The following is a 22,857-nucleotide window of genomic DNA, read 5'->3' on the forward strand; positions in this document are numbered from 1 at the left end:
GCCCCGGCCCTGGGACGACTAGTGCCGCGCGGAGGCGCGCTCGGTGGTGCGCACGACCGCGTCGATGATCGTGTCGTAGAGCTGGCTGGGCAGGTCGTGGGCCATGCCGGCGATCTCGAGGTGCTCCGAGCCCCTGAGCGCGGCGGCCGTCGCGCGGCCGCCCGAGCGGTGCACGAGAGGGTCCTTCAGGCCGTGGATCACGGTGGAGGGCACGTCGAGCGCCTCGAGGTCCGTGGTGCGGTCCGGCTGCGTGAGGATCGCCATGAGCTGGCGCGTGACGCCGCCGGCCGACCAGCCGCGGTCGTACGTCTCGTAGGCGCGGTTGCGGGCGAACTCCTCGTCGGTCGGGAAGTCCGGGGACGAGATCATCGACGTGCCGCGCAGCGAGCGGGCCACGTACTCGTCGCGGGTGTGCCCGGCCTTGCTCAGCAGGGCCGGCAGGATCTTGGGGTTCTGGTACCCGACGGTGCGCTTGCCGGTGGTCGACATGATCGACGTCAGCGACAGCACGCGGTCGGGCTCGGCCACGGCCATGGTCTGCACGATCATCCCGCCCATCGACACGCCCACGACGTGCGCGGCGTCGATGCCGAGGTGGTCGAGCAGGCCGAAGGCGTCGGCGGCCAGGTCGCCGATGGAGTACGGCGCCTTCGCCAGGCCCGCCACCGCCTTGAGGATGTCGATCCGGCTGACCCGGTGCTGGCGCAGCTTGGTGGAGCGGCCGGTGTCGCGGTTGTCGTAGCGGACGACGTAGTAGCCACGGGCCACCAGACGCTCGCAGAACTCGCTGTCCCACCAGCCCATCGGCCCGCCCAGCCCCATGACGAGCAGGACGGGTGGATCACTCGGGTCACCGAACGTCTCGAAGCAGAGGTCGATGCCCGAGGGCAGGTGCGCGAACTGTTCTCCAGAACCGGCCATGGACCCGATCGTACGGTTTCGGGACCAGCCGGGCCCGTGGAACGGACGGTCGCCCGGTCGTCCGTCCGGCGGTCTAGGGTCGGACGATGGCCACCTCCGAGGAGATCGTCCGGTTCGACGACGCCGAGCCGCCGCCGGGATCGAGCCCCTGGGTCGGTGGTGCGGGACCGGGCCGCGAGGTGGCGGTCGTCGACCCGGACCCGACCTGGCCGGAGCAGGCGGCCGGCCTGGTCGCGACCGTGCGCGCCGCGCTCGGGCCGAACGTCGTGAGCCTCGAGCACGTGGGGTCCACGTCGGTGCCAGGGCTCCCGGCCAAGCCGATCATCGACCTCCTCCTGGTGGTGCCCGATCCCGCTGACGAGGACGCCTACGTCCCGGCGCTGGAGCAGCAGGGCTTCGTCCTGACGGTGCGCGAGCCGTGGTGGCACGGGCACCGGCTGCTGCGCCACGGCCGGCCGCGCACCAACCTGCACGTCCTCGAGCGCGACTCGGCCGAGGCGGAGCGGATGCTGATGTTCCGCGACTGGCTGCGCAACCACCCCGACGATCGAGAGCTGTACGCGGAGGCCAAGCGAGCGGCGGCGGCAGCCGCGGCCGAGGCGGGAGAGCACGTGATGCAGTACAACGCACGCAAGCAGACGGTGGTGCGGGAGATCTACGCGCGGATCTTCGCCGCCGCGGGCCTGCCCCGACCGCGCTGACGGCACCTCACGGGCGGCGGAAGAGCGCGGTGAGGAGGAACTCCTCGCCGAAGAGCGTCGCCTCCGGGTCCTGGGCCAGCATCGGCCGGGACTCGACGGGCTCGAGGTCCTGGAAGATCCAGCGCAGCGACTCCGGCGTGAACGCCAGCCCGCCCTCCAGCCCGCCGCGCAGGTACAGCTCGGCGTCCGGGACGCTCGTGCCCATCTGCCCGTCGGCGAAGCAGACGATGCCGAGGACGCCGCCCGGGGCGAGGACGCGGTCGATCAGGCGCAGGTAGGCGATGCGTCGGTGCGGCGGCAGGTGGTGCAGGCAGCCCGAGTCGTACACCAGGTCGAACGGTCCCGTCAGGGTCGCGCCGGCCTCGCCGATTGCGTCGCCGACGTGGAAGCGCGGTGCCGGCTCCTGGGCTGGCTCCTGAGCGGGTGAGTGCTCGCGGGCCCACGCGACGGCGGTCTGCGACAGGTCGATGCCGTCGACCTGGAACCCGCGCGACGCCAGGTGACGGGCGTTGCGCCCTGCGCCGCAGCCCAGGTCGAGCGCGCGTCCCGGAGGCACCAGCCCGGCGTCGAGCCACGCGACGAGGTTCTCGTCGGGCTTGTCGACGAAGAACGGCACCGGGCGCGACCGGTCGGTGTAGAAGTCGTCCCACCAGGACCGGCCCGCCCCGTCGGACCACCGGTCGGCGGTCGAGTCGAAGAGGGTGTCCATGAGGGCCAGCACGTCGTCGACGCTGCGCACGTGACGGGCGCGTCCCTCGTCAGACGTCTCCATGGATCCCCCGATCGTCGGCCACGCGGCGGTTCAGAGCAGGCTCAGTGCTCGTAGTCGATCGACGAGTACGCCTTGAGCTTCGTGAGCTGGTGCTCGCTGGTGATCTTGCGGATCGTGCCGCTGCGCGAGCGCATGACGATCGACTCGGTGAACGCCTTGCCGGCCGAGTAGCGCACCCCGGACAGCAGCTCGCCGTCGGTGATGCCGGTGGCCACGAAGAAGCAGTCGTCGGCGACCACGAGGTCGTCGGTGAGCAGCACGCGGTCGAGGTCGTGGCCGGCGTCGATCGCACGCTGACGCTCGTCGTCGTCGGTGGGGGCGAGGCGGCCCTGGATCACGCCGCCGATCGCCTTGATGGCGCAGGCGGTGATGATGCCCTCGGGCGTGCCGCCGGTGCCGACGAGCAGGTCCACCCCGGAGTCGGGCTGCACCGCCACGATGGCCCCGGCGACGTCGCCGTCGCTGATGAACTTGATGCGCGCGCCCGCGTCACGGATCTGCTGCGTGAGGTCGGCGTGGCGGGGTCGGTCGAGCACGCAGACCGTGACGTCGCTGTTGCTGATGCCCTTGGCCCTGGCCACGCGGGCGATGTTCTCGGCCACGGGGAGCCGGATGTCGACGGCATCGGCGGCCTCGGGGCCGGCCACGAGCTTCTCCATGTAGAAGACGGCCGACGGGTCGTACATGGAGCCGCGGGGCGCGACGGCCATGACCGCGATGGCGTTGGGCATGCCCTTGGCGCAGAGCGTCGTGCCGTCGATCGGGTCGACCGCCACGTCGCACTCCGGGCCCGTGCCGTCGCCGACGTGCTCGCCGTTGAACAGCATCGGGGCCTCGTCCTTCTCGCCCTCGCCGATGACGACGACGCCGTCCATCGCGACGGTGTTGATGAGGCTCCGCATCGCGTTGACGGCCACGCCGTCGGCGCCGTTCTTGTCCCCGCGTCCGACCCAGCGGCCGGCGGCCATGGCGCCGGCCTCCGTGACTCGGACGAGGTCCAGGGCGAGGTTGCGGTCCGGGGCTTGGGCGGCGGGCTGCAGGCTGTCCACGAGTGCACCCTACCGGCGACGGGCGTCGCTCAGAGCCCGTGCACCTGGACCTCGCTCGCCTTGACCACCAGGTGGACGCGTCGGCCGGGCTCCAGCCGCAGCTCGGCGACGGCGTCGACGGTCACGTCGGCGCTCACGACGTCGGTCCGCACGAGCGCGCGCCGGCCGCGCGGCTCGACCGACGTGACGGTGGCGGGCCACACGTTGCGTGGGCTCCCGACGGGGGCGTCGAGGTGCACCGCGACCGCCGCCGGGTCCAGGACGGCCACGGCCGGGCTGCCGTCGGGGAGCGCGGCCGTGGCGGCGTGCACCACCAGTCCGTCGTCACCGTGCAGGCCCGGGCCGGTCGCGGTGCCGCGTACCAGGTTGAGTCCGGCGAGGTCGGCGGCGAACCTGCTCCGTGGCTGCTCCAGGACGCGCGCGGTGGGGCCGACGTCGACCAGACGGCCGTCCTCGACGACCGCGAGCCGGTCCGTCAGCAGCAGGGCGTCGAGCACGTCGTGGGTGACCAGGACGGCCGTCCCGCCGTCCTGCCGACGTCGGCGCAGCACCTGCGCGAGCGCCGAGCGCAGCAGGGGGACGGTGCCCGCGTCGAGGGCGGCCATCGGCTCGTCGAGCAGCAGCAGACGTGGGTCGGGGGCCAGTGCCCTGGCCAGGGCGACCCGAGCCGCCTGACCGCCCGACAGGGTGCCGGGCCGACGGTTCGCCAGGTCCGCGCAGCCCAGCTCGTCGAGATGGTCGCGGGCGGTCTCCCGAGCCGCGGCCCTCGAGGCGCCCGCGCTGCGTGGGCCGAAGGCCACGTTGTCGAGGACGCCGAGGTGCGGGAACAGCAGCGGTTCCTGCGCGAGCAGGCCGACGCCGCGCTCGTGCGGGGCGCGCCACGTGCCGGAGGCGGTGTCGAGCAGGACCTCGCCGTCGACGACCACGCGACCGTGCTGCGGACGCAGCGTGCCGGCGAGCGTGGCGAGCACGGTCGACTTCCCGGCACCGTTGGGCCCCACGAGGCCCAGGGTGGTGCCCGGCGCGACGTCGAGCTCGAGCATGACGCCGCGGTCGGGGGCGTCGACGACCAGCTGCACGCTCACAGGGAGGACCCCCGTCCGCGGACCAGCGCGATCACGGCGACCGCCGCGACGACGAGCAGCAGCGACAGCGCGACGGCGGCGTCGGGATCGGTCTCGCGCTGCAGGTAGATCTCGAGCGGCAGCGTGCGCGTGACCCCCTGCAGGCTGCCGGCGAAGGTGATCGTGGCGCCGAACTCGCCCAGCGCGCGGGCGAACGCCAGCACGGCGCCGGAGAGCAGACCCGGGAGCACGAGGGGGATGCTGACCCGGCGCAGGACCGTGGTGGGGCGTGCCCCGAGCGTCGCGGCCACCACCTCGTAGCGCCGGCCCGCCGTGCGAAGGCTGCCCTCGAGGCTGATCACCAGGAACGGCAGAGCGACGAACGTCTGCGCCAGCACCACCGCGGTCGTGGAGAACGCCACCTGGACGCCCAGCACGTCCAGCGACTCGCCCAGCAGCCCCCGCCGACCGAACGTGGCCAGCAGCGCGATGCCTCCCACGACCGGTGGCAGCACCAGCGGGAGCAGGACGAGCGCGCGCAGGAGCGCCTGGCCGGGGAACCGGGCGCGCGCCAGCACGAAGGCCATGGGCACGCCCAGCACGATGCACAGCACCGTGGACACCGCCGCCGTCCGCAGGCTCAGCCAGAGGGCCGACCGCGCCGACTCCGACGTCAGCAGCGACGGCAGGTCGGTCCACTCGACGCGAGCCAGCAGGGCCACGAGCGGCAGCACCACCAGGGCGGCGCCGGCCGCAGCGGGCACCCAGATCCAGCCGGGCAGGTCGCCGGAGGTGGGGGAGCGGTCCCCGCGGGGCCAGCCCGCCCCCCGCCCCCCTGCCCCGCGCCGCCCAGCGGGGGCCTGCGCGGGAGTCGGCGTGGTCACGGCGGGCCGAAGCCGGCGTCGTCCAGCACCTTCTGACCCTCGTCGCTCGTGACCCACTCGACCCAGTCCTGTGCGAGCCCGGGCTGGCGGGCGTCCGCGAGCGCTGCGATCGGGTAGGTGTTGACCACGTCCTCGGCGCCGGGGACCTCGACCGTCTCGACGTCGTCGCCCGCGGCCTCGGCGTCCGTCACGTACACGAGGCCTGCGTCGGCCTCGCCGGCCGCGACCTTGGCCAGCACGTCGGTCACCGACTGCTCCTCGCTGTCGGGAGCCAGCGTGACGCCGTCCTTCTTCGCGAGCTTCTCGGAGGCGGCACCGCACGGCACCTGGGGCGCGCAGACCACGACGTCGAGGTCGGGGTTGCCCAGGTCGGCCAGCGACGTGACGTCGCCCGGGTCGTCCGGTGGGGTGACGATGACGAGCGTGTTGGTGGCGAAGTCCTGCGGCTCGCCCTCCACGAGGTCCTCGTCGACGAGCGTCGTCATGTTCTTCTCGTCGGCCGAGGCGAACACGTCGGCCGGGGCGCCCTCGGCGATCTGCGCGGCGAGGTCGGACGACCCGGCGAAGCTCAGCTCCACGGTCACGCCCTCGTTCTGCTCCTCGAAGCGGTCGGCGAGCTCGGTGAACGAACCCTTCAACGAGGCCGCCGCGAACACGGTGAGCGTGCTGTCGACGTCGGCCCGGGGGTCCACGGCGTCGCTGTTGCCGCAGCCGGACAGGACCAGGGGGAGGGTCAGGACGAGCAGGGCGAGACGCTTCACGGGGTGACCTCCAGCGAGACGTTGGTGGACTTGACGGTGGCCCAGGCGATGGCGCCGGGCTCGAGGCCGAGGGCGTCGACGGACTCGCGACTGACGAGGGAGACCACGCGGTAGGGCCCGCAGACGAGCTCGACCTGGGCCATCACGGTGTCGGCCGTGACCCGCGTGACGATGCCGCGCAGCCGGTTGCGCGCGCTCGTGTGCTCGGGTCCGTGGTCGGGGGTCGCCGCGTGGTCGGCGGCGAGCCTCGCGAGGTCGACCCCCTCGATGCCGGCCCGGCCGTCGGCGTCGACCGGGTTGAACCGGCCCTGCTGCTGCCAGCGTCGTAGGGTGTCATCGCTGACGCCGACGAGCGCGGCGGCGTCGGAGAGCCTGTGCACGACCATGACCGGAGCCTAGCCGCACTCGCGGCGGAACACCGACGAACCAGCCGCAGGTGCGGCACGACAGAGCAGCGGAGGACGCATGGCCGGTTCCAGTCGAGGCAATCCCAAGCTGGGGGACATCCTCCGCTCCGTCGGGGTCCTCGGCGCAGCCCTGCTGCTGGTCTGGGCCGCGACGCAGTTCCTGTTCGGCAGCACGCCCGAGACGCCTGACGTGCCCGCGGTCGACTACTCCGCCGTGCTGCCGGGCGCCGAGCGCGAGACCGGGGCCGACCTGCTGGCGCCCACGTCGCTGCCGGAGGGCTGGAAGGTCACGTCGTCGCGGGTGCGCGACGGCGTGTGGAGCCTGGGGACGTTGACGTCCGACACCGACTTCATCGGGCTCACGCAGGCACCCGAGGGCGAGGACGCCGCCGTCGACGAGTACGCCGAGGGCAGCGAGCGGGTGGACGACGTGCAGGTCGGTGGCGAGACCTGGACCCGCTGGACCTCGCCGGACGGCGAGAGCACCTACTCGCGCGAGGTGGAGGGTCCCGAGCAGCGCACCACCGCCGTCGTGACGAGCGACGTGGACCGCGCGACGCTCGAGCAGTACCTCGCGTCCCTCGCCTGAGCCGGGCGGTCGATCCCGGTCAGGCCTCGTCGTCCTCGTCGCCGTCGTGGCCGGCGGCACGGTCGAGCCGCGCTCGGGCGCCGTCGAGCCACCGCTGGCAGACGGCGGCCAGGTGCTCGCCGCGCTCCCACAGGGCGAGCGACTCCTCCAGGCCGACGCCACCGTTCTCGAGCCGCTGGACGACGCTGACCAGCTCGTCGCGGGCCTGCTCGTAGGAGAGCTCCTGCCCGTCGGGCTCCGTCTCGGGGGCGGGGTCAGTCGTCATGGCGGGTCTCCTCGGTGCGGTCGGTGGTGACGTGGGCGCTGCCGTCGGCCAGGCGCACGACGAAGGCGTCGGGGACGTCGTGGACCGACGTGAGCACGTGCCCGTCGGCGGTCTGGGCCACGGCGTAGCCGCGCTCGAGCGTGGCCAGTGGCGACAGGGCCCGCACTCGCGCGAGGTGGTGGCCGACGGCGTCGTGCTCGCGGTCGAGCCGGTGCCCGAGCGCCCGGTGGGTGCGTTCGCGCAGGTGCGCCAGGGCGTCCTCCTGGGCGTCGACGAGCGTGAGTGGCGCGGCGAGCACCGGCCGGGAGCGCAGCTGGGCCAGCGCGTGCGCCTCGTGCGCGACGAAGCCCGAGACGGCCCGGCGCAGGCGGGCGCGGGCACCGGCGAGCCGGTCGTTCTCCTCGGCGGCGTCGGGGACCACCCGCTTGGCGGCGTCGGTGGGTGTGGACGCGCGGACGTCGGCCACGAGGTCGAGCAGCGGTGTGTCCTGCTCGTGGCCGATGGCGCTGACCACCGGCACGCGGCAGGCGTGGACGGTGCGCACCAGGGCCTCGTCGGAGAACGGCAGGAGGTCCTCGAGCGACCCGCCGCCGCGCGCGACCACGATGACGTCGACCTGCGACGCGAGCTCCTCGACGGCGGCGGCCACGGCGCGGGCCGAGCCGCTGCCCTGCATGAGGGCGTGCCGGACCTCGAACCGCACCCCGGGCCAGCGCAGCCGGGCGTTCTCGAGCACGTCGCGCTCGGCCGCCGAGGCGCGGCCGGTGACCAGGCCGACGGTGCCGGGCAGGAACGGCAGCGGCTTCTTGAGCCGGGCGTCGAACAGGCCCTCGGCGGCCAGCAGCTGCTTGCGGCGCTCGAGCTGGGCGAGCAGCTCGCCCTCGCCGGCGGGCCGGATCTCGCGGATCTGCAGGGTCAGCGACCCGTTGGGCTCGTAGAACTCCGGCTTGGCGTGCACGACCACCCGCGCGCCCTCGGTGACCGGGGCGGGGGACGCGTCGAGCACCGAGGCGTGGCACGTGGCGCGCACCGAGAGGGTGGCGCGCAGGTCGCGCAGGACGAGGAAGCAGATGCCGGGACGACGGGTCAGCTGGGCGACCTCGGCCTCGACCCACACCGGCCCGAGCCGGCCGACCCACTGCCCGATGAGCGTGGAGACCTGGCGCAGCGGCGCGGGGGAGTCCGCGCTCGTGTCCAGGGCCATGGCCCACACCCTAGGAGGTCGCCCCGACGCTCCGCGCCACCCACGGCCCTCCTCGTCCCGGCCCGTCGGAGGCAGGTGACGCACCGAACGAGCCGTCAGAGGTAGGTGACGCACCGAACGGCTCGCCCGGAGGTAGGTCTCGCACCTCGTCGACGGCCGATGAGGTGCGAGACCTACCTCCGAGGCCGGAGGCGGCGGCGGACGTCCTCGACGTCTGCCCCCGGTCGTTACGATGAGGTCATGACGACCAACGTGCACCTCGGCATGCCCCCCGTCGGCGGGAGCGTCCTCCTCGCCGACCCGCGCGGCTACTGCGCAGGCGTCGACCGCGCCGTCATCACGGTCGAGAAGGCGCTCGACCTCTACGGCGCCCCCGTGTACGTGCGCAAGCAGATCGTGCACAACAAGCACGTCGTCAACACGCTGGCCGACCGTGGCGCGATCTTCGTGGAGGAGCTCGACGAGGTGCCCGAGGGCGCCACGGTCGTGTTCTCCGCCCACGGCGTGTCGCCGATGGTGCACGCCGAGGCGGCCGAGCGGAGCCTCAAGACGATCGACGCCACCTGTCCGCTGGTCACCAAGGTGCACCACGAGGCGCGTCGGTTCGCCGCCGACGACTACCGCATCCTGCTCATCGGTCACGAGGGCCACGAGGAGGTCGAGGGCACCGCGGGCGAGGCTCCCGAGCACATCACGCTCGTGCAGAGCCCGGCCGACGTCGACGACCTCGAGTTCCCCGAGGGCACCAAGCTGTCGTGGCTGTCGCAGACCACCCTGAGCGTCGACGAGACCATGGAGACGGTGCGCCGGCTGCGCGAGAAGTTCCCGCAGCTGGAGGACCCGCCGTCCGACGACATCTGCTACGCCACCCAGAACCGTCAGGTCGCGGTCAAGGAGATCGCGAAGGACGCCGACCTGGTCATCGTCGTCGGCTCGTCGAACTCCTCCAACTCGGTACGCCTCGTCGAGGTCGCGCTCGAGGCCGGCGCCAAGGCGTCGTACCGGATCGACGACATCAGCGAGTTCGACGAGGCCTGGCTCGACGGCGTCGAGACCGTGGGCGTCACGTCCGGCGCCTCGGTGCCCGACGACCTCGTGCAGGACGTGCTGACGTACCTCTCGGAGCACGGCCACCCCGACGCCGCCGCCGTCCGCACCGCCGACGAGACCCTCACCTTCGCCCTCCCGCCCGAGCTGCGCAAGGACATGAAGGCCGCCGGCCTCGTCTGAGCAGTCCCACGATTCCCATCAGGTGATGGGAATCCCCCACTCACCTCGGTGTTCCCTCCAGGGTCAGTGAGGAAGAACCAGGGGGAGCTCGTGATTCCCATCAGGTGATGGGAATCGCCGACCCGGGTCGCGGCGCTCAGCGCCGCCGGTCGGGCTTGACGACCAGAGCGGTGCCGCCACCGCGGCGTTCGGGCTCGGCGACCGCGATGAGCCGACCGCGCCGGTCCTGCTCGATCGCGGCGGCCGCGCCGATCTCGGCCTGCGAGGTGAAGGCGTCGCCCGACGGCGTGAGCTGCTGGCCGAACGGGGCGAGCAGCGAGCCGTACTGCTCGATGAACGCGGGCTCGGCGGGCGTCACCGCGACGTTGCGCTGCGACGCGCGCGGTGCGGCCACGGCCTGCGGCAGGGTCATGCCGAGGTCGATGCGGTTCACCAGCACCTGCAGCACCGTCGTGATGATGGTGGCGCCGCCCGGCGAGCCGACGACGTACTTCACCCGGCCACGGTCGAGCACGATGGTGGGCGACATCGACGAACGCGGACGCTTGCCGGGCTCGATGCGGTTCGGGTCCTTCGGGTCGTAGACGGCCGTGAAGTCGGTCAGCTCGTTGTTGAGCAGGAAACCGCGGCCGGGAACGGTGATGCCCGACCCACCGGTCTGCTCGATCGTGAGCGTGTACGAGGCGGCGTTGCCCCACCGGTCGACGACGGACAGGTGGGTGGTGGAGATGTTCTCGGTGTCGGGCTTCTCCTCGTTGGCCACCGTGGCACAGCCGGAGCCGTCCAGTGCGCCGGCGGCGACGGGGCGGCTCGACGCCTTGGTGGGGTCGATGGTGCAGGACCGCGAGTCGGCGAAGCGCTGGCTGAGCAGCGTCGACGTCGGCACGCCCGGCACGTCGCCGACGTAGGCGGCGCGGTCGGCGAAGACCCGGGCGGAGGTCTCGAGGAACAGGTGCAACGACGTGGCGAGGCGCTGCCCCCCACCGAGCCGGAACCCCTCGAGGATGTTGAGCGCCTCGCCCACCGCGATGCCACCGGAGGACGACGGCGCCATGCCGAACACGTCGAGGCCGCGGTAGCGGGCCCGTGTCGGCGCCTGGCGGTCCACGCGGTACCCGGCGAGGTCGCGCTCGGTCATGGAGCCGGCGGGTGCGGGCAGGTCGGCGGCAGGGTCCTTGGGCGGTGCCTGCACGGTGCGGGCGACGTCGCGGGCGACCGCGCCGGTGTAGAAGGCGCGTGGTCCCTTCGCCGCGAGGAGCGAGAGCGTGCGGGCGAGATCGGGGTTGCGGAACGTGCTGCCGACCTTCGGTGCGTCGCCGCCCGGCAGGAACAGCTTCGCCGTGGCGGGGAAGGCCGCGAAGCGCTCGGCGTTGTCGAGCGTCTGGCTGCGGAACGTCTCGTCGACACGGAAGCCCCTCGAGGCCAGGGCGATGGACGGCGCCAGGGCCTTGCGCAGCGACCACCTGCCGTGGTCGCGCAGCGCCGCCTCCCAGGTGGCCGGGGTGCCGGGGACGCCGACGGCCACGCCGGACGAGACGAGGTCGGGCGTGAACGGGTAGGGCTCGCCGGTCGCGGGGTCGATGAACGCGTCACGGGTGATGCCGGCGGGCGCGGTCTCACGGCCGTCGATCGTCGACACCTTCTTGCGCTTCGCGTCGTAGTAGACGAAGTAGCCGCCACCGCCGATCCCGGCGCTGTAGGGCTCGGTGACGCCCAGCGCCGATGCGGTGGCCACGGCGGCGTCGGCCGCGTTGCCGCCACGCTTCAGCACCTCGAGTCCCACGCGGGACGCCTCGGCGTCGACGGACGACACGGCTCCACCCGAGCCGACGGCGGTCGACGAGCCTGAGGGTGGTCGCGGGGCCGGCGTGCCGGCCTCGGCGGCCGACGTCGTGACGACGAGCGCGGTGGTGGCCAGCCCGACGGCGAGCAGGCCGGTGGTGAGGCGGACGGACGTGCGTGCGGTCATGGTGCGACCTGCTTCCCCCGAAGTCGGCCCTGGCTGGGCCCGGTCGTGTCCACGCTAGGCAGCACGGAAGGCCCTGGCAACCCGATCCCCACGGCGACGAGGGTGCAGGTCGCGATCAGCGCCTGCGCGACGCGATGATCGTGAAGCTGGCGGCGAGCCGCTCGGGCCGGTCGGTCAGCCGGAACTCGCCGGGCGCCTCGGGGTGCGGCGTCATGTGGCCCGGCAGCGCGACCCACGGCACGCTGTCGTGCTCGAGCACCGTCTCGAGGACCATGCCGTGCGCCATGAGCGCGGTGAGGATCTCCGCGAGACCGTGCGCCCACTCCCGGGACGGCAGCCCGGGCAGCGTGTGGTCGGCCGGGTCGACGTAGGACGCGGTGTCCTCGAAGACGAGGGGCTCGACGTGCTCGGCGTACGGGTAGACCAGCTCGATGCGGTCGTCCACGACGTCGAGGGTGCCGAGCATGGGGTGACAGTCGCGGAACACCAGCCTGCCGCCGGGGCGCAGGAGCGCAGCGACGGTGGCGGCCCACCGGTCGATGCTGGGCAGCCAGCAGATCGCACCGATGCCGGTGTAGACGAGGTCGAAGCGTTCGCGGCCCAGCGCCTCCGGTGCGTCGAACACGTCGGACTCGACGTAACCGATGTCGGCGCCGACCTCGGCCGCGAGCGCGCGGGCCTCCACGAGCGACGCGGGGGAGAGGTCGAGCCCGGTGACGGTGGCCCCGAGGCGGTGCAGGCTGAGGGTGTCGGTGCCGATGTGGCACTGCAGGTGCACCGTGTCGAGGCCGCTGACGTCGCCGAGCCGTGGCAGGTCGAAGCGGACGACGTCGCTGATCGCGGCCGAGTCACGGCGGTAGCGGTCGAGGTCGTAGGACGCCGCGGCGGCGTGCCGTGCGGCGCGGCTGTCCCACATGGCGCGGTTGAGCCGCAGGTACTCCTCCACGGGTCAGACCGTGCGACGGGCCGGACGGGCGACCCGCGTGCGACGCGGGTGGTGGGGGTCGGTCACGATCCGGGCCACGACCGCGGCGAGGGCCAGTCCGTGGCCGGCCATGAGCGTGACGCCGCGGTCGATGACGCCGGTGAGGGTGCGTCCGAACCAGCCGGTGCCGTCGGGCAGGCCGGAGACCTCGACCGCGTCGGGCGATGCGGCCGCCACGACGCCCACGAACACGAGGAGCAGAACGGGCGGCAGGACGCCGGCCGGCAGCAGCGAGCGGACGTCGACCGCGAGCGGCACCGTGACCACGACGAGCACGAAGCCCACGGAGAAGATCAGGCCGAGGCGACCGTCGGTGACGACGTCGAGCGTGGTGATGGCGGCGAGAGCCATCGTGGCGAACAGGATCGACTGCCGGGCCCCGAGATCGTGACGGGCCAGTCCGGCAGGCGAGGGTGCCACGGAGGCTGCCATGCCTGTGACGCTAGGGCATCGGACCGACAGAGTCGTGGCGGCGCGCTGGAACGGCGGGTCTCAGGCGGGTCCGGCCGTGGGGTCGGCTGCCGGGTTGCCGGGTGATCCGCCGGCGACCTGGTACGACCAGACCTCGCTGTGGGTCGACACCGGCTTGGGCGCGTCGCCGCCACCGCGCTCGGACTCCGACCGGTGGCCGTGCGCGAACGACGGCGAGGCCAGCCAGGCCTGGAACGCGTCCTCGTCGCGCCAGCGGGTGATGACGAGCCACTGGGTGCGCTCGTCGGTGGGCTGCAGCAGCTCGAAGCCCTCGAACCCGTCGGCGTCGTCCACGGCACCGGCGCGGGCGGCGAAGCGGTGGGCCAGCTCGTCGCCGGCGTCGTCGGGCACGGTGATGGCGTTGATCTTGATGACGGTCATGCGGCCATCGTGGCACCTGGGTCCGTACGCTCGGGCTCATGCTCACCGGGTCGGACTTCCCCGAGCGCGTGGAGACGCCGCGGCTCGCGGTGCGCCGCTTCGGCGACGCGGACGCCCCCAGGGTGCTCTCGATCCTCTCCAGACTCGACGTGATCCGCTGGCTCGGCAACCCGCCGTTCGTGCCCATGGCCGACCTCGACGCCGCCCGCGCGTGGGTCGTGCGGGTCAACGCTCGCGAGGCCGAGGACCCGCTGCAGGCGTGGCGCGCGCTCGAGGTGCGCGAGACCGGGGTGATGGCGGGGACGGTGCTGGTGTCGCGGATGGAGCGCATCGACGGCGGGTTCGTGGGGGAGTACGAGCTGGGCTGGCACCTGCACCCCGACAGCGCCGGGCACGGGTACGCCACCGAGGGCGCGGCGGCCCACGCCCGCAGCGCCTTCGCCGCCGGACACGCCTCGCTCGTCATCGGCATGTACCCCGACAACGCGCCGTCGGCGGCGGTGGCTCGGCGGCTCGGCGCGGAGGACCTCGGCGAGGTGCCCGACGACCCCTGGTACGGCGGGGTCAGCCGGCACTTCACGCTGCGTCCCGAGCACCTCGACGCCACCGAGAAGCGGGAGTAGGTTCGCCGCATGAGCACCTGCATGCAGTGCGGCAGGCGTCCCGGCGCCCACGAGACCGTGTCGGGGCGGCTGCTGTGCGGCGACTGCTACCGCCGGCTCGCCGAGTTCTCGGGCGCGGGCTCGGCCATGGTCGGCGGCGCGTCGCCCGAGCAGGCCGTGGGCACCGGGCTGGCCACCGGCGGCTGGGCCGGCGCTGCGGACGGGGAGACCGCGGCCCTGCGCCGACGTCGGGCCAAGCTGGCCGCGACCGAGGGCTTCTGGCGTCGCCTGTGGGTGCGGGTCTGGGGCTGATGCGCGCCGTCGGGCTGCGTGAGCCGGACCAGTAGGCTGGTTCCTCGTGGCACTCAGCATCGGCATCGTCGGACTCCCCAACGCGGGCAAGTCGACCCTCTTCAACGCCCTGACCAAGAACGACGTCCTCGCGGCGAACTACCCGTTCGCGACGATCGAGCCGAACGTCGGCGTGGTCGGCGTGCCGGACTCGCGGCTCGAGAAGCTCGCGGAGATCCACGGCTCGGCCAAGATCCTCCCGGCGACGGTCCAGTTCGTCGACATCGCCGGCATCGTCCGCGGCGCGTCCGAGGGCGAGGGCATGGGCAACGCGTTCCTCTCGCACATCCGCGAGTCCGACGCGATCTGCCAGGTCACCCGCGTGTTCCGCGACGAGGACGTCACGCACGTCGACGGCAAGGTCGACCCGAGCAGCGACATCGAGACCATCTCGACCGAGCTGATCCTCGCGGACCTGCAGACCGTCGAGAAGGCGGTCCCGCGGCTCGAGAAGGAGTCGCGCAAGGACAAGTCGCTCGCGGCCCAGCTGGCCGAGGTGCAGAAGGCCCAGACCGCGCTCGAGGCCGGCACCGGAGTGCTCAACGCCGGGCTCGACCTCGCGCTCCTGCGCGACCTGCACCTGATGACCGCCAAGCGGTTCCTCTTCGTCTTCAACTGCGACGCCGACGAGCTGGCCGACGAGGCCCTCAAGCAGAAGATGCGCGACATCGTGGCCCCCGCCGAGGCCGTGTTCCTCGACGCCAAGAGCGAGGCCGAGCTGGTCGAGCTGGGTGACGACGAGGAGGCCGAGGTCATGCGGGCGGAGATGCTCGCCGAGATGGGCGTCGAGGAGCCGGGCCTCGACGCGCTGGCCCGCGTCGGCTTCGACACCCTCGGCCTGCAGACCTACCTGACCGCCGGGCCCAAGGAGACGCGCGCCTGGACGATCCCGAAGGGCGCCACCGCCCCCGAGGCCGCCGGCGTGATCCACACCGACTTCCAGAAGGGCTTCATCAAGGCCGAGATCGTCTCCTTCGACGACCTCGTCGAGGCCGGGTCCATGGCCGCAGCGAAGTCGGCCGGCAAGGTCCGCATGGAGGGCAAGGAGTACGTCATGGCCGACGGCGACGTGGTGGAGTTCCGCTTCAACGTGTAGGTCGCAGCCCATCCGGCCGAGTCGGACGTGGTCGCGCGGCCCGTCGTTCGCGGGAAGGTCCTGGAGGACGCCTCGGATCCGGTCGCAGCGATCCCCAGGTAGGCAAGCCATCGAGCCCGTGACGCGGAACGTCGAGGTCGTCGCCGGGGCGGCGTCGGGTCGTCGTCCTGTGGACCGACTGATCTCCGTCGTGTGAGGGTGACGCCATGAGTCGTCAGAGGGTCTCCGCCGTCCCGATCCTGCGTGTCGCCGACGTCGACGCGTCGCTGCCGTGGTGGGCGCGGCTCGGGTTCGCTGAGGAGTTCCGGCACGTGTTCGAGCCGGGCCTCCCACGGTTCGTCGGGGTCGTGCGCGACGGGTGCCGGGTGTACCTGTCCGAGCACACCGGTGACGCGCCCGGGCCGTCGCTCGTCTACCTGTGGGTGCCCGACGTCGACGCGATCGCGGCCGACCTCGGCGTCGAGGTGGAGGACAACCCGTGGGCGCGCGACTGCGAGGTCGTCGACCCCGACGGCAACCGGGTGCGGGTGGCGACGGCTCCGTGACGACGCCCGGTGTCGTTCGCCCGACGGTGGTCGCCCTGCGTCGCTACCCGGTGAAGTCGATGGGTGGCGAGGCGCTGCGCAGCGTCGAGCTCGACGCGCGCGGTCTGGTGGGCGACCGCTGGTACGCCGTGGAGGACGAGGACGGACGGTTCGCGTCGGGCAAGGACAGCCGCCGCTTCCGTCGGCGCGACGCGGTGTTCGAGCACGCGGCGTGCACCACGGGCTCCGGCGAGGTGGTCGTGTCGAGCGGCACGGGTACGTGGACGGTGGGAGACGCAGTCCTCGACGCCGAGCTGAGCACCGTCATGGAGGCCGCGGTGCGGGTGCTGCCGGAGGCAGGTGTCGGGCACCAGGACCAAGGGGCGGTGTCGCTGGTCGGCACGGCCACCCTCGCGTGGTGCGCCGAGCGGTGGAGCGTCGACGCGGACCCGCGTCGGCTGCGCGTCAACGTCGTCGTCGAGACGGACGAGCCGTTCGTCGAGGAGACCTGGGTGGGTCGTCCGCTCACCGTCGGGGGCGCGGGTCTTCGTGTCGTCGAGCGGGTCCCGCGGTGCCGGATGGTCGACGTCGCGCAGGACGGGACCTCCGCGGAGGGGTCGTTGCTGAAGCACCTCGGCGCGGAGCGTGACCTCTGCCTGGCGGTGTACGCCGACGTCGAGACGCCCGGCGTCCTCGCGGTCGGAGACCCCCTGCACCTCGCCTGAGCGACACAGCCGCGGGCAAGGATGCTTCCTTCACGCGGCACGGTCCACGCGAAGGGAGAAGCCCTGATCGCGCAGAGGGAGAATCGTGCGTGGCCCGGGTCAGCCGAGGGCGAGGAGCGACAGGACGAGGCCGGTCCACGCCGCGGCCGTGCGGGCGAGGTCGGAGCGGGCCAGGCGGCGCAGCAGCGCCGGGGTGGGGCCGTCCGACCCGAGCCGTCCGTGGGTCGGGGCGGCGACCAGAGCGGTGAGCAGGAGGGCGACGCCGTGGGCCGCCACCGCGGCCAGGACGAGCGGGCGCGGATCGGCCAGCGCGGCCCACCCGCCCACGGCGAGGAGTGCGGCGTAGAGCGGGGCCACGAGCGCGACGATGCGCCTCGAGTGCGCCTCGTGCGCGGCGGCGAAGCCCTCGCGCCCGACCGCGGCGAGTGCTGGGTAGACGACCACCGACACCGTGGTCTGGAACGCCGCGTGCGCGGCGCCGACCACGGCCAGCGCCACGACCGGGTCGATCACGCTCAGTCCGTGCCGACGGGGCGCCGCGCGATGAGCTGCTCCACGAGGATGTCGCCGTGCCCGGAGTGCCGGGCCAGCTCGGCGATCATGTGGCCGTAGAGGTACCGCAGGGAGACCGGCCCGTCGTGCCACGGCCAGGTCTCGTCGAGGTCGTGCTGGGCGGCCACGACGCGCGAGCGGTCGCAGGCGTCGTCGTAGTCGGCTCGCACCGACTCGATGGTGTCGTCCTCGGCCAGCTCGAAGCTCTCGGCCGGCGTGCGGGGCAGGCGCAGGTCCTCGCGCGGGACGCCGGCCACGCGCGAGTGGAACCAGACCTTCTCCACGAACGTCGCGTGCTTCACGAGGCCCAGGACGGTGGTCATCGACGACACGAGCCGGGTGCGCGCCTCGGCGTCGTCGAGCTCGTCGAGCAGCAGGGCGATCTCGGTCCGCTGCGCGTCGAGCAGACCTTCCAGGACGGTCCGCTCGTCGGCGGTGTGCAGGCTCATGACCGCCACGCTACGCGCCCCGGCGGTGCGCACCCCCGCATGCGGCCGCCGGGTGCGAGGATGGGCCCGCCATGTCGACCGAAGCCCCGCAGACCGCTGTCGTGACCATCCACACCGACGGGGGCTGCACGCCGAACCCGGGGCCGGGCGGCTGGGGTGCGGTGCTGCGCTACGGCGAGCACGTGCGCGAGCTGTGCGGCGGCGAGCCGGGCTCGACGACCAACAACCGGATGGAGCTGACGGCGCCGATCATGGCGCTGGAGATGCTGAACCGGCCGAGCACGGTGCACCTGCACACCGACAGCACCTACGTGCGCAGCGGCATCACGTCGTGGCTCGCCGGGTGGGAGCGCAACGGCTGGCGCACGGCGGCGAAGCAGCCGGTCAAGAACGTCGACCTCTGGCAGCGGCTCAAGGCCGCCTGCGACCGGCACGAGGTGGAGTGGTTCTGGGTGAAGGGTCACTCCGGGGTCAGCGACAACGAGCTGGCCGACCAGCTGGCGACGCGGGGGATGCGCGAGGCGATGGGCGTGCGACGAGCCTGAGGCTCAGCGGCGGCGGGAGGAGCCGGTCCGCAGCGCGTCGAGGGCCTGTGCGCCCATGAACGCGTAGAAGCCGATCGTGCTCGCGAGGATCGTGCGGGCGGTCTGCATCCTCCGACGGTAGGGCCCTTCGTCCCGGGCCGCCTCCTGAGAACCGCGACTGGGGCGACCGTCCCAGGACGAGGTCGCCGAGGAGCCGGGTCGTCCGGGCGTCGTCAGTCGTGCGTCGGAGGGCGGGAGATCCGGATGGAACGCGGCGATCCGTCGGGGTTGCGCCGGACCCGGCCGTGGCGCTCGTCGTCGTCCTCGTCCGGCGACGGCATGACGTGGGCGGCACGCTTCTGCCGCTCGAGCTCCTCCTTGGCGTCGGCACGCGAGGGGCTGAAGAAGTTGTCCATGACGCCCATGCCGTTGCCCATCGTGCCCAGGCCCTCGCGGCCGCCGGGCTTGTCGAGCGAGCGCTGGAACAGGTACAGCGCCAGCACCAGCACGGCCAGCACGCCCACGGCGAACAGCACGATCCCGACCCACTCCATGTCCTGAGGGTACGCACGCCACCGCGCCACGGCCCGCGTCCTGACGCGCTCGCGTCGGTTCGTCCGACGCAGATCGACCCGAACGCGTCGAGACGGGGCGTGCGGTGGAGGTGGGGGGAGTCAGGCGGGGGCGCGGCGGTGGCCGCCCGCGTGCTCGGGCTCGTCCTCGGCCGCGGGGGCCAGGGCGACGGCGATCGCGGTCGTCACGGGAACCGCGAGGACGAGTCCGATGGCACCCACGAGCGTGCGGACGATCTCCTGGCCCAGCTCCTCGGTCGACGCCATCTCGCCCAGGGGCCGGGAGTACGCCGTGATGAGCAGCAGCACCGTCATCGCCGAGCCCGCGTACGCGAACACGAGCGTGTACACGCTCGAGGCGATGTGGTCGCGGCCGATCCGCATGGCCGACGTGAACAGCTTGGCCGCGTTGGCGGTCGGCTGGAGCGCGCGCATCTCCCACACCGCGCTCGCCTGGGTCACGGTCACGTCGTTCAGCACGCCGAGCCCCGCGATCACCATCGTCGCGGCCACGACCCCCGACATCGACAGGTCGGGCACGGTGGCCACCAGCGTCCGGTCGTCCTCGGAGCCGATGCCGGTCAGGCTCGACCAGTCGGTCGCCAGCGCGCCCATGAGCGCCGTGGCGACGATGCCGAAGTACGTGCCGAACAGGGCGCTGGTGGTGCGGATGCTCACCCCGTGCGCGAGGTACAGCACGAGCGTCATGATCACCGTCGAGCCCACGATCGCCACCGGGAGCGCGGACCTGCCGGCCAGCAGGGCCGGGAGGATGAACTGCATGAGCGCGAGCAGCGTGACGCCGATGCCGACGAGCGCGAACAGGCCACGCCAGCGGGCGACCGCCACGACCAGCACGGCGAACGCGATGGCGAGGGCCAGCAGCGGGAAGCTGCGCTGGAAGTCGTAGAACTCGAACGTCGCCTCCTGGCCCGCGGGCGCGATGCGGATGACCTCGATGTCGTCGCCGACGTCGATGCCGGCCTGGAAGCGCGCCGAGTCGAGCACGAACGAGGCGTCGCCGGCGTCGGTCTCGGCCGTCACGTTGGCGCAGTCGCCCGCCACGGTGGGCAGGTTGTCGGGACCGACGCCACCCGAGCCGCAGTCGAACGGCTTGACGGCGGTGACGGTGGCGTCGACCAGGCTGACACCCTCGCCGCTCAGCGGGTTGGCGTCGCGCGGGACCTCCGACGCCGACGGCCACAGCATGACCATGGCGACGACCGCCACGAGCGAGATGGCCCCCACCACGACGGCGAGGGTCGCGGCCAGGCCCCGGCGGGGCGGGCCGACGTCGAGGTCGTCGAGGGAGTGCGCGTGTCCGTGAGCCACGGGAGACAGCGTGCCACGATGGGCCACGTGAACGACGCACAGGACACGGGACCGGACGACGGAGGAAGCGCCGACGTCGAGCACCTGCCGGGTGCCGTCGGGGGAGCGATCCGCATCGGACGCACCGTCCGCCGCCCCACGGGGCCCTGGACGCCGGCCGTCCACGCCCTGCTCGACCACCTCGCCGCGGAGGGCCTCGGCGGTGTGCCACGGGTCGAGGGCCTCGACGAGGAGGGTCGCGAGGTGCTCAGCTACGTCGAGGGTCGCGGCGTGCCGGTCGACCAGGAGGTCGTGCTCGACACGGTGCTGGTCGAGGCGGTCACGTGGCTGCGTGAGTACCACGACCTGGTGGAGGACTTCCGCCCCGACGAGCCGCTGCGGTGGCGCGGCACCGGCGACGAGCCGGTGCTCCTGGAGGCCGACCAGATCATCTGCCACCACGACCCCGGCGCGTACAACTGGATCATCCAGAGCGGCCACTTCGTCGCGATGATCGACTGGGACATGGCGGGCCCTGGGCGTGCGATCGACGACCTCGCCTTCTTGGTCTGGACCGGCATCCCGCTCTACCGCGACATCGGCGCGCAGGAGACCGCCCGACGTCTGGACCTCGTCGTGGAGGCCTACGGGGAGTGGGGCCCGGTGACGCTCCTCGACGCCGTGGTGGCGCGGATGACGACGGCCAGCGAGCGGATCGCCGCGGGCATCGCCCGGGGAGATGCCGGCATCGCGAACCTGCAGAAGGTCGGCGAGCCGCAGCGCACGCGCGACCGCGTGGCGGCCTTCCGGGAGCGGATCCCCGCGATCCTCGACGCCCTTCCCTGACCGACAGGACCACTCCATCGACCGGAGCGCCGACCAGGATGTGACCCGCATCACTCCTAGGATTCGCCCATGGACTCCGCGCTCTCGACCGTCGGGCTGCCCATCGCGCTCGGGATCATCATGTTCGGGCTGGGCCTCTCGCTCACGCCCGACGACTTCCGGCGCGTGGCCCGCCACCCGAAGGCGGTCACGGTGGCCCTGGCCTGCCAGCTCGTCGTGCTGCCGGTCGTCTGCTTCGGCCTGGTCACCGCGTTCGACCTCGACCCGCTGCTCGCCGTCGGCATGCTGCTGCTCGCCGCGTCGCCGGGTGGCACGTCGGCCAACCTCTACAGCCACCTGTTCCGGGGCGACGTCGCCCTGAACGTGTCCCTGACGGCGATCAACTCGATCATCGCGATCGGGTCGTTGCCGCTCATCACCAACCTCGCGATCGCCCACTACGGGCTCGACGACGAGGTGTCGCTGCAGTTCCGCAAGGTCGTCGAGGTCTTCGTCGTCGTGCTCGCCCCCGTGCTCGTGGGCATGCTCGTGCGCGCGAAGAGCCCTGGCTTCGCCCAGCGCGCCGACAAGCCGGTGCGCATCGCGTCGGCCGTGATCCTGCTGGTCCTCGTGCTCGGGATCCTGGCCAGCACCGGCTCGGACGCAGGTGACTACCTGGCGCAGGTGGGCGCGGCCGCCACGCTGTTCTGCGTCGTGAGCCTCGTGGTCGGGTTCTTCGTGCCGCGGCTCGTCGGCCTCACGCCGGCCCAGGCGGTGGCCAGCTCGTTCGAGATCGGCGTGCACAACGCCACCCTCGCCATCTACGTGGCCGTCGAGGTGCTCGACGACACCGCCATCTCGGTGCCGGCGGCGGTCTACGGGCTGCTGATGTTCCCGCTCGCAGCGGTGTGGGGCGTGGTGCTCACCCGAGTGCTGCTGCCCGGCGAGGGACGGCGCCGCGCGGCGTCCCGAACGTCGTGAAGGTGCCCTCGGACCACAGCACCGACGTCGGCTCCGTGGCCGCCAGCCCGGGAAGGCCGGCCGCCTCGACCAGGGTGTCGTCGATCGACACCAGCTCGGCGCGGTGCAGCGGCCACGCCCGGTGCGTGTTGGGGACCCACCAGGTCCGGCCGAGGACCCGGGTGTGCAGCCCGAACCGGGCGGTCACGAAGTGCTCCAGCTCGCTCGGCTCGTGGAGCGGCTCGACGGGGCGCACCTCGATCCGCCCGCCCGCCCCGCGCGGCCCCGGCCAGCGACGACGCGACGTGTAGCGGTGCCGGTCGTCGTGCTGGTCGACCCGCATCCGGGCCCAGGTGTACGGCGTGCCGAAGACGATCCGGGCCAGGGCCGACACGAGCAGCCGTGAGGACTCCAGCGACAGGAACACCACGCCGTGGCGGCCTGCGTCGTCGACCGAGTAGAGGCGCACGTTGGTCTCGTGGAACGTGCCCAGCCACGGCACCGCGGGCCCTGTCCCGAACCCGGCACGTTGCATCCGGAAGGGGATGAGGCCCACGTAGGTGCTGCCGTCGAGCACGTCGGGGCGCACCCCGGGCGGCATGAATCGCTCGACGGTCGACGGGTCGACCGCCCAGTGCACGAAGGCGATGTCGGCCCACGTCTGGCGCATGATGCTCGGCCCGTCCAGCGGGGGTCCGTCGGGGTTCACGCTC

General features: G+C 73.0%; 29 protein-coding genes. 11 read left to right on the plus strand and 18 right to left on the minus strand.

The genetic code is table 11. From position 1 onward, the window contains the following. Positions 1-18: 18 nt before the first annotated feature. On the minus strand, positions 19-921 hold the full coding sequence (locus tag NBW76_RS06640) for an alpha/beta fold hydrolase (RefSeq protein ID WP_056553240.1): 903 nt from the start codon (positions 919-921) through the stop codon (positions 19-21). Between the two features lie 86 nt (positions 922-1,007). Here NBW76_RS06640 and NBW76_RS06645 point away from each other — a divergent pair, with 86 nt between their 5' ends. Continuing rightward, entirely contained in the window at positions 1,008-1,622 is a 615-nt protein-coding gene (locus NBW76_RS06645) for a GrpB family protein (protein WP_056553237.1), read from the plus strand. Between the two features lie 7 nt (positions 1,623-1,629). On the opposite strand, the gene NBW76_RS06650 is transcribed toward NBW76_RS06645, so the two are convergent. From NBW76_RS06650 to NBW76_RS06675, 6 genes are all read right to left on the minus strand, one after another. Then, on the minus strand, positions 1,630-2,394 hold the full coding sequence (locus NBW76_RS06650) for a class I SAM-dependent methyltransferase (RefSeq protein ID WP_056553234.1): 765 nt from the start codon (positions 2,392-2,394) through the stop codon (positions 1,630-1,632). A 41-nt stretch (positions 2,395-2,435) separates the two neighbouring features. Continuing rightward, entirely contained in the window at positions 2,436-3,443 is a 1,008-nt protein-coding gene (gene glpX / locus NBW76_RS06655; protein WP_055964729.1) for a class II fructose-bisphosphatase, read from the minus strand. 29 nt (positions 3,444-3,472) lie between these two features. Then, positions 3,473-4,528, minus strand: a complete 1,056-nt coding sequence (locus NBW76_RS06660; RefSeq protein ID WP_235492904.1) for a sulfate/molybdate ABC transporter ATP-binding protein — start codon at positions 4,526-4,528, stop codon at positions 3,473-3,475. Beyond that, a complete protein-coding gene (locus NBW76_RS06665; protein ID WP_369814968.1) occupies positions 4,525-5,271 on the minus strand; it encodes an ABC transporter permease in 747 nt (248 codons plus the stop codon). Before NBW76_RS06665 ends, NBW76_RS06660 begins: the two co-directional genes overlap by 4 nt. 116 nt (positions 5,272-5,387) lie before the next feature. Then, the gene (gene modA, locus NBW76_RS06670; RefSeq protein WP_055964732.1) at positions 5,388-6,152 is read right to left on the minus strand and encodes a molybdate ABC transporter substrate-binding protein; all 765 of its coding nucleotides are present in this window, start codon (positions 6,150-6,152) and stop codon (positions 5,388-5,390) included. Beyond that, positions 6,149-6,538: a molybdopterin-binding protein gene (locus tag NBW76_RS06675; protein ID WP_055964735.1), complete on the minus strand. Its 390-nt coding sequence runs from the start codon at positions 6,536-6,538 to the stop codon at positions 6,149-6,151. The genes modA and NBW76_RS06675 overlap by 4 nt, the downstream gene beginning before the upstream one ends. A 79-nt stretch (positions 6,539-6,617) precedes the next feature. On the opposite strand from NBW76_RS06675, the gene NBW76_RS06680 reads away from it, so the two are divergent. Further along, positions 6,618-7,148 (plus strand): DUF4245 domain-containing protein, encoded by a 531-nt coding sequence (locus NBW76_RS06680; RefSeq protein WP_056553232.1) that lies wholly within the window; start codon positions 6,618-6,620, stop codon positions 7,146-7,148. Between the two features lie 19 nt (positions 7,149-7,167). Here NBW76_RS06680 and NBW76_RS06685 read toward each other — a convergent pair whose 3' ends face one another. Then, entirely contained in the window at positions 7,168-7,413 is a 246-nt protein-coding gene (locus NBW76_RS06685) for an exodeoxyribonuclease VII small subunit (RefSeq protein WP_056553229.1), read from the minus strand. Next, positions 7,403-8,617: an exodeoxyribonuclease VII large subunit gene (gene xseA / locus NBW76_RS06690; RefSeq protein WP_056553226.1), complete on the minus strand. Its 1,215-nt coding sequence runs from the start codon at positions 8,615-8,617 to the stop codon at positions 7,403-7,405. Before xseA ends, NBW76_RS06685 begins: the two co-directional genes overlap by 11 nt. A gap of 240 nt (positions 8,618-8,857) precedes the next feature. Between xseA and NBW76_RS06695 the strand changes: the two genes are divergently transcribed. Beyond that, positions 8,858-9,847, plus strand: a complete 990-nt coding sequence (locus NBW76_RS06695) for a 4-hydroxy-3-methylbut-2-enyl diphosphate reductase (RefSeq protein ID WP_055964747.1) — start codon at positions 8,858-8,860, stop codon at positions 9,845-9,847. 136 nt (positions 9,848-9,983) lie between these two features. On the opposite strand, the gene ggt is transcribed toward NBW76_RS06695, so the two are convergent. The 4 genes from ggt to NBW76_RS06715 all read right to left on the minus strand — a co-directional run bounded on the left by ggt (position 9,984) and on the right by NBW76_RS06715 (position 13,653). After that, a complete protein-coding gene (ggt, locus tag NBW76_RS06700) occupies positions 9,984-11,816 on the minus strand; it encodes a gamma-glutamyltransferase (RefSeq protein WP_056553223.1) in 1,833 nt (610 codons plus the stop codon). 115 nt (positions 11,817-11,931) lie between these two features. Further along, complete coding sequence (locus tag NBW76_RS06705; protein WP_056553220.1) at positions 11,932-12,762, minus strand: bifunctional 2-polyprenyl-6-hydroxyphenol methylase/3-demethylubiquinol 3-O-methyltransferase UbiG; 831 nt, start codon at positions 12,760-12,762, stop codon at positions 11,932-11,934. A 3-nt stretch (positions 12,763-12,765) separates the two neighbouring features. After that, the gene (locus tag NBW76_RS06710) at positions 12,766-13,233 is read right to left on the minus strand and encodes a DUF6542 domain-containing protein (protein WP_056553217.1); all 468 of its coding nucleotides are present in this window, start codon (positions 13,231-13,233) and stop codon (positions 12,766-12,768) included. A 60-nt stretch (positions 13,234-13,293) separates the two neighbouring features. Next, positions 13,294-13,653 (minus strand): antibiotic biosynthesis monooxygenase, encoded by a 360-nt coding sequence (locus tag NBW76_RS06715; protein WP_056553214.1) that lies wholly within the window; start codon positions 13,651-13,653, stop codon positions 13,294-13,296. 38 nt (positions 13,654-13,691) lie between these two features. On the opposite strand from NBW76_RS06715, the gene NBW76_RS06720 reads away from it, so the two are divergent. The 5 genes from NBW76_RS06720 to NBW76_RS06740 all read left to right on the plus strand — a co-directional run bounded on the left by NBW76_RS06720 (position 13,692) and on the right by NBW76_RS06740 (position 16,951). Further along, positions 13,692-14,276 carry a GNAT family N-acetyltransferase gene (locus tag NBW76_RS06720; RefSeq protein WP_056553211.1) on the plus strand — a complete coding sequence of 195 codons (585 nt, stop codon included), beginning with the start codon at positions 13,692-13,694 and terminating at the stop codon, positions 14,274-14,276. A gap of 9 nt (positions 14,277-14,285) precedes the next feature. Then, on the plus strand, positions 14,286-14,567 hold the full coding sequence (locus NBW76_RS06725; RefSeq protein ID WP_056553206.1) for a hypothetical protein: 282 nt from the start codon (positions 14,286-14,288) through the stop codon (positions 14,565-14,567). Positions 14,568-14,613: 46 nt separating this feature from the next. Continuing rightward, positions 14,614-15,702, plus strand: coding sequence for a redox-regulated ATPase YchF (ychF, locus tag NBW76_RS06730; RefSeq protein WP_055964773.1), 1,089 nt, complete (start codon positions 14,614-14,616; stop codon positions 15,700-15,702). A gap of 206 nt (positions 15,703-15,908) precedes the next feature. After that, complete coding sequence (locus tag NBW76_RS06735; RefSeq protein ID WP_056553202.1) at positions 15,909-16,247, plus strand: glyoxalase superfamily protein; 339 nt, start codon at positions 15,909-15,911, stop codon at positions 16,245-16,247. Then, entirely contained in the window at positions 16,244-16,951 is a 708-nt protein-coding gene (locus NBW76_RS06740; RefSeq protein WP_156364710.1) for an MOSC domain-containing protein, read from the plus strand. Before NBW76_RS06735 ends, NBW76_RS06740 begins: the two co-directional genes overlap by 4 nt. Before the next feature lie 99 nt (positions 16,952-17,050). Here NBW76_RS06740 and NBW76_RS06745 read toward each other — a convergent pair whose 3' ends face one another. Both NBW76_RS06745 and NBW76_RS06750 read right to left on the minus strand, forming a co-directional pair. After that, entirely contained in the window at positions 17,051-17,464 is a 414-nt protein-coding gene (locus NBW76_RS06745; RefSeq protein WP_156364709.1) for a hypothetical protein, read from the minus strand. Positions 17,465-17,466: 2 nt separating this feature from the next. Further along, complete coding sequence (locus NBW76_RS06750) at positions 17,467-17,952, minus strand: DinB family protein (protein WP_056553196.1); 486 nt, start codon at positions 17,950-17,952, stop codon at positions 17,467-17,469. A gap of 71 nt (positions 17,953-18,023) precedes the next feature. Here NBW76_RS06750 and rnhA point away from each other — a divergent pair, with 71 nt between their 5' ends. Further along, positions 18,024-18,497 carry a ribonuclease HI gene (gene rnhA, locus NBW76_RS06755; protein ID WP_056553193.1) on the plus strand — a complete coding sequence of 158 codons (474 nt, stop codon included), beginning with the start codon at positions 18,024-18,026 and terminating at the stop codon, positions 18,495-18,497. A gap of 212 nt (positions 18,498-18,709) precedes the next feature. Here the strand turns inward: rnhA and NBW76_RS06760 are convergent, their stop codons facing one another. Both NBW76_RS06760 and NBW76_RS06765 read right to left on the minus strand, forming a co-directional pair. Then, a complete protein-coding gene (locus NBW76_RS06760) occupies positions 18,710-19,030 on the minus strand; it encodes a hypothetical protein (protein ID WP_055964792.1) in 321 nt (106 codons plus the stop codon). A 120-nt stretch (positions 19,031-19,150) separates the two neighbouring features. Beyond that, positions 19,151-20,380: a YibE/F family protein gene (locus NBW76_RS06765; protein ID WP_056553190.1), complete on the minus strand. Its 1,230-nt coding sequence runs from the start codon at positions 20,378-20,380 to the stop codon at positions 19,151-19,153. A gap of 27 nt (positions 20,381-20,407) precedes the next feature. Between NBW76_RS06765 and NBW76_RS06770 the strand changes: the two genes are divergently transcribed. Together NBW76_RS06770 and NBW76_RS06775 are read left to right on the plus strand one after the other, a co-directional pair. Continuing rightward, entirely contained in the window at positions 20,408-21,205 is a 798-nt protein-coding gene (locus NBW76_RS06770; protein WP_235492903.1) for a phosphotransferase, read from the plus strand. Positions 21,206-21,274: 69 nt separating this feature from the next. Then, positions 21,275-22,165 carry a bile acid:sodium symporter family protein gene (locus NBW76_RS06775; protein ID WP_056553184.1) on the plus strand — a complete coding sequence of 297 codons (891 nt, stop codon included), beginning with the start codon at positions 21,275-21,277 and terminating at the stop codon, positions 22,163-22,165. Here NBW76_RS06775 and NBW76_RS06780 read toward each other — a convergent pair. Then, positions 22,107-22,853 carry a YqjF family protein gene (locus NBW76_RS06780; protein WP_235492902.1) on the minus strand — a complete coding sequence of 249 codons (747 nt, stop codon included), beginning with the start codon at positions 22,851-22,853 and terminating at the stop codon, positions 22,107-22,109. The genes NBW76_RS06775 and NBW76_RS06780 overlap by 59 nt on opposite strands. Between the last annotated feature and the right edge of the window lie 4 nt (positions 22,854-22,857).

The sequence above is a fragment of the Aeromicrobium sp. Leaf245 genome, from assembly GCF_942548115.1.
GTDB lineage: Bacteria > Actinomycetota > Actinomycetes > Propionibacteriales > Nocardioidaceae > Aeromicrobium.

Bases quoted from the DNA above. Each gene is read 5' to 3' on its own strand.
- NBW76_RS06640 (WP_056553240.1), bottom strand. From the start codon at position 921: ATGGCCGGTTCTGGAGAACAGTTCGCGCACCTGCCCTCGGGCATCGAC.
- NBW76_RS06645 (WP_056553237.1), top strand. From the start codon at position 1,008: ATGGCCACCTCCGAGGAGATCGTCCGGTTCGACGACGCCGAGCCGCCG.
- NBW76_RS06650 (WP_056553234.1), bottom strand. From the start codon at position 2,394: ATGGAGACGTCTGACGAGGGACGCGCCCGTCACGTGCGCAGCGTCGAC.
- NBW76_RS06675 (WP_055964735.1), bottom strand. From the start codon at position 6,538: ATGGTCGTGCACAGGCTCTCCGACGCCGCCGCGCTCGTCGGCGTCAGC.
- NBW76_RS06680 (WP_056553232.1), top strand. From the start codon at position 6,618: ATGGCCGGTTCCAGTCGAGGCAATCCCAAGCTGGGGGACATCCTCCGC.
- NBW76_RS06685 (WP_056553229.1), bottom strand. From the start codon at position 7,413: ATGACGACTGACCCCGCCCCCGAGACGGAGCCCGACGGGCAGGAGCTC.
- xseA (WP_056553226.1), bottom strand. From the start codon at position 8,617: ATGGCCCTGGACACGAGCGCGGACTCCCCCGCGCCGCTGCGCCAGGTC.
- NBW76_RS06695 (WP_055964747.1), top strand. From the start codon at position 8,858: ATGACGACCAACGTGCACCTCGGCATGCCCCCCGTCGGCGGGAGCGTC.
- ggt (WP_056553223.1), bottom strand. From the start codon at position 11,816: ATGACCGCACGCACGTCCGTCCGCCTCACCACCGGCCTGCTCGCCGTC.
- NBW76_RS06710 (WP_056553217.1), bottom strand. From the start codon at position 13,233: ATGGCAGCCTCCGTGGCACCCTCGCCTGCCGGACTGGCCCGTCACGAT.
- NBW76_RS06715 (WP_056553214.1), bottom strand. From the start codon at position 13,653: ATGACCGTCATCAAGATCAACGCCATCACCGTGCCCGACGACGCCGGC.
- NBW76_RS06720 (WP_056553211.1), top strand. From the start codon at position 13,692: ATGCTCACCGGGTCGGACTTCCCCGAGCGCGTGGAGACGCCGCGGCTC.
- NBW76_RS06725 (WP_056553206.1), top strand. From the start codon at position 14,286: ATGAGCACCTGCATGCAGTGCGGCAGGCGTCCCGGCGCCCACGAGACC.
- NBW76_RS06735 (WP_056553202.1), top strand. From the start codon at position 15,909: ATGAGTCGTCAGAGGGTCTCCGCCGTCCCGATCCTGCGTGTCGCCGAC.
- NBW76_RS06750 (WP_056553196.1), bottom strand. From the start codon at position 17,952: ATGAGCCTGCACACCGCCGACGAGCGGACCGTCCTGGAAGGTCTGCTC.
- rnhA (WP_056553193.1), top strand. From the start codon at position 18,024: ATGTCGACCGAAGCCCCGCAGACCGCTGTCGTGACCATCCACACCGAC.
- NBW76_RS06760 (WP_055964792.1), bottom strand. From the start codon at position 19,030: ATGGAGTGGGTCGGGATCGTGCTGTTCGCCGTGGGCGTGCTGGCCGTG.
- NBW76_RS06775 (WP_056553184.1), top strand. From the start codon at position 21,275: ATGGACTCCGCGCTCTCGACCGTCGGGCTGCCCATCGCGCTCGGGATC.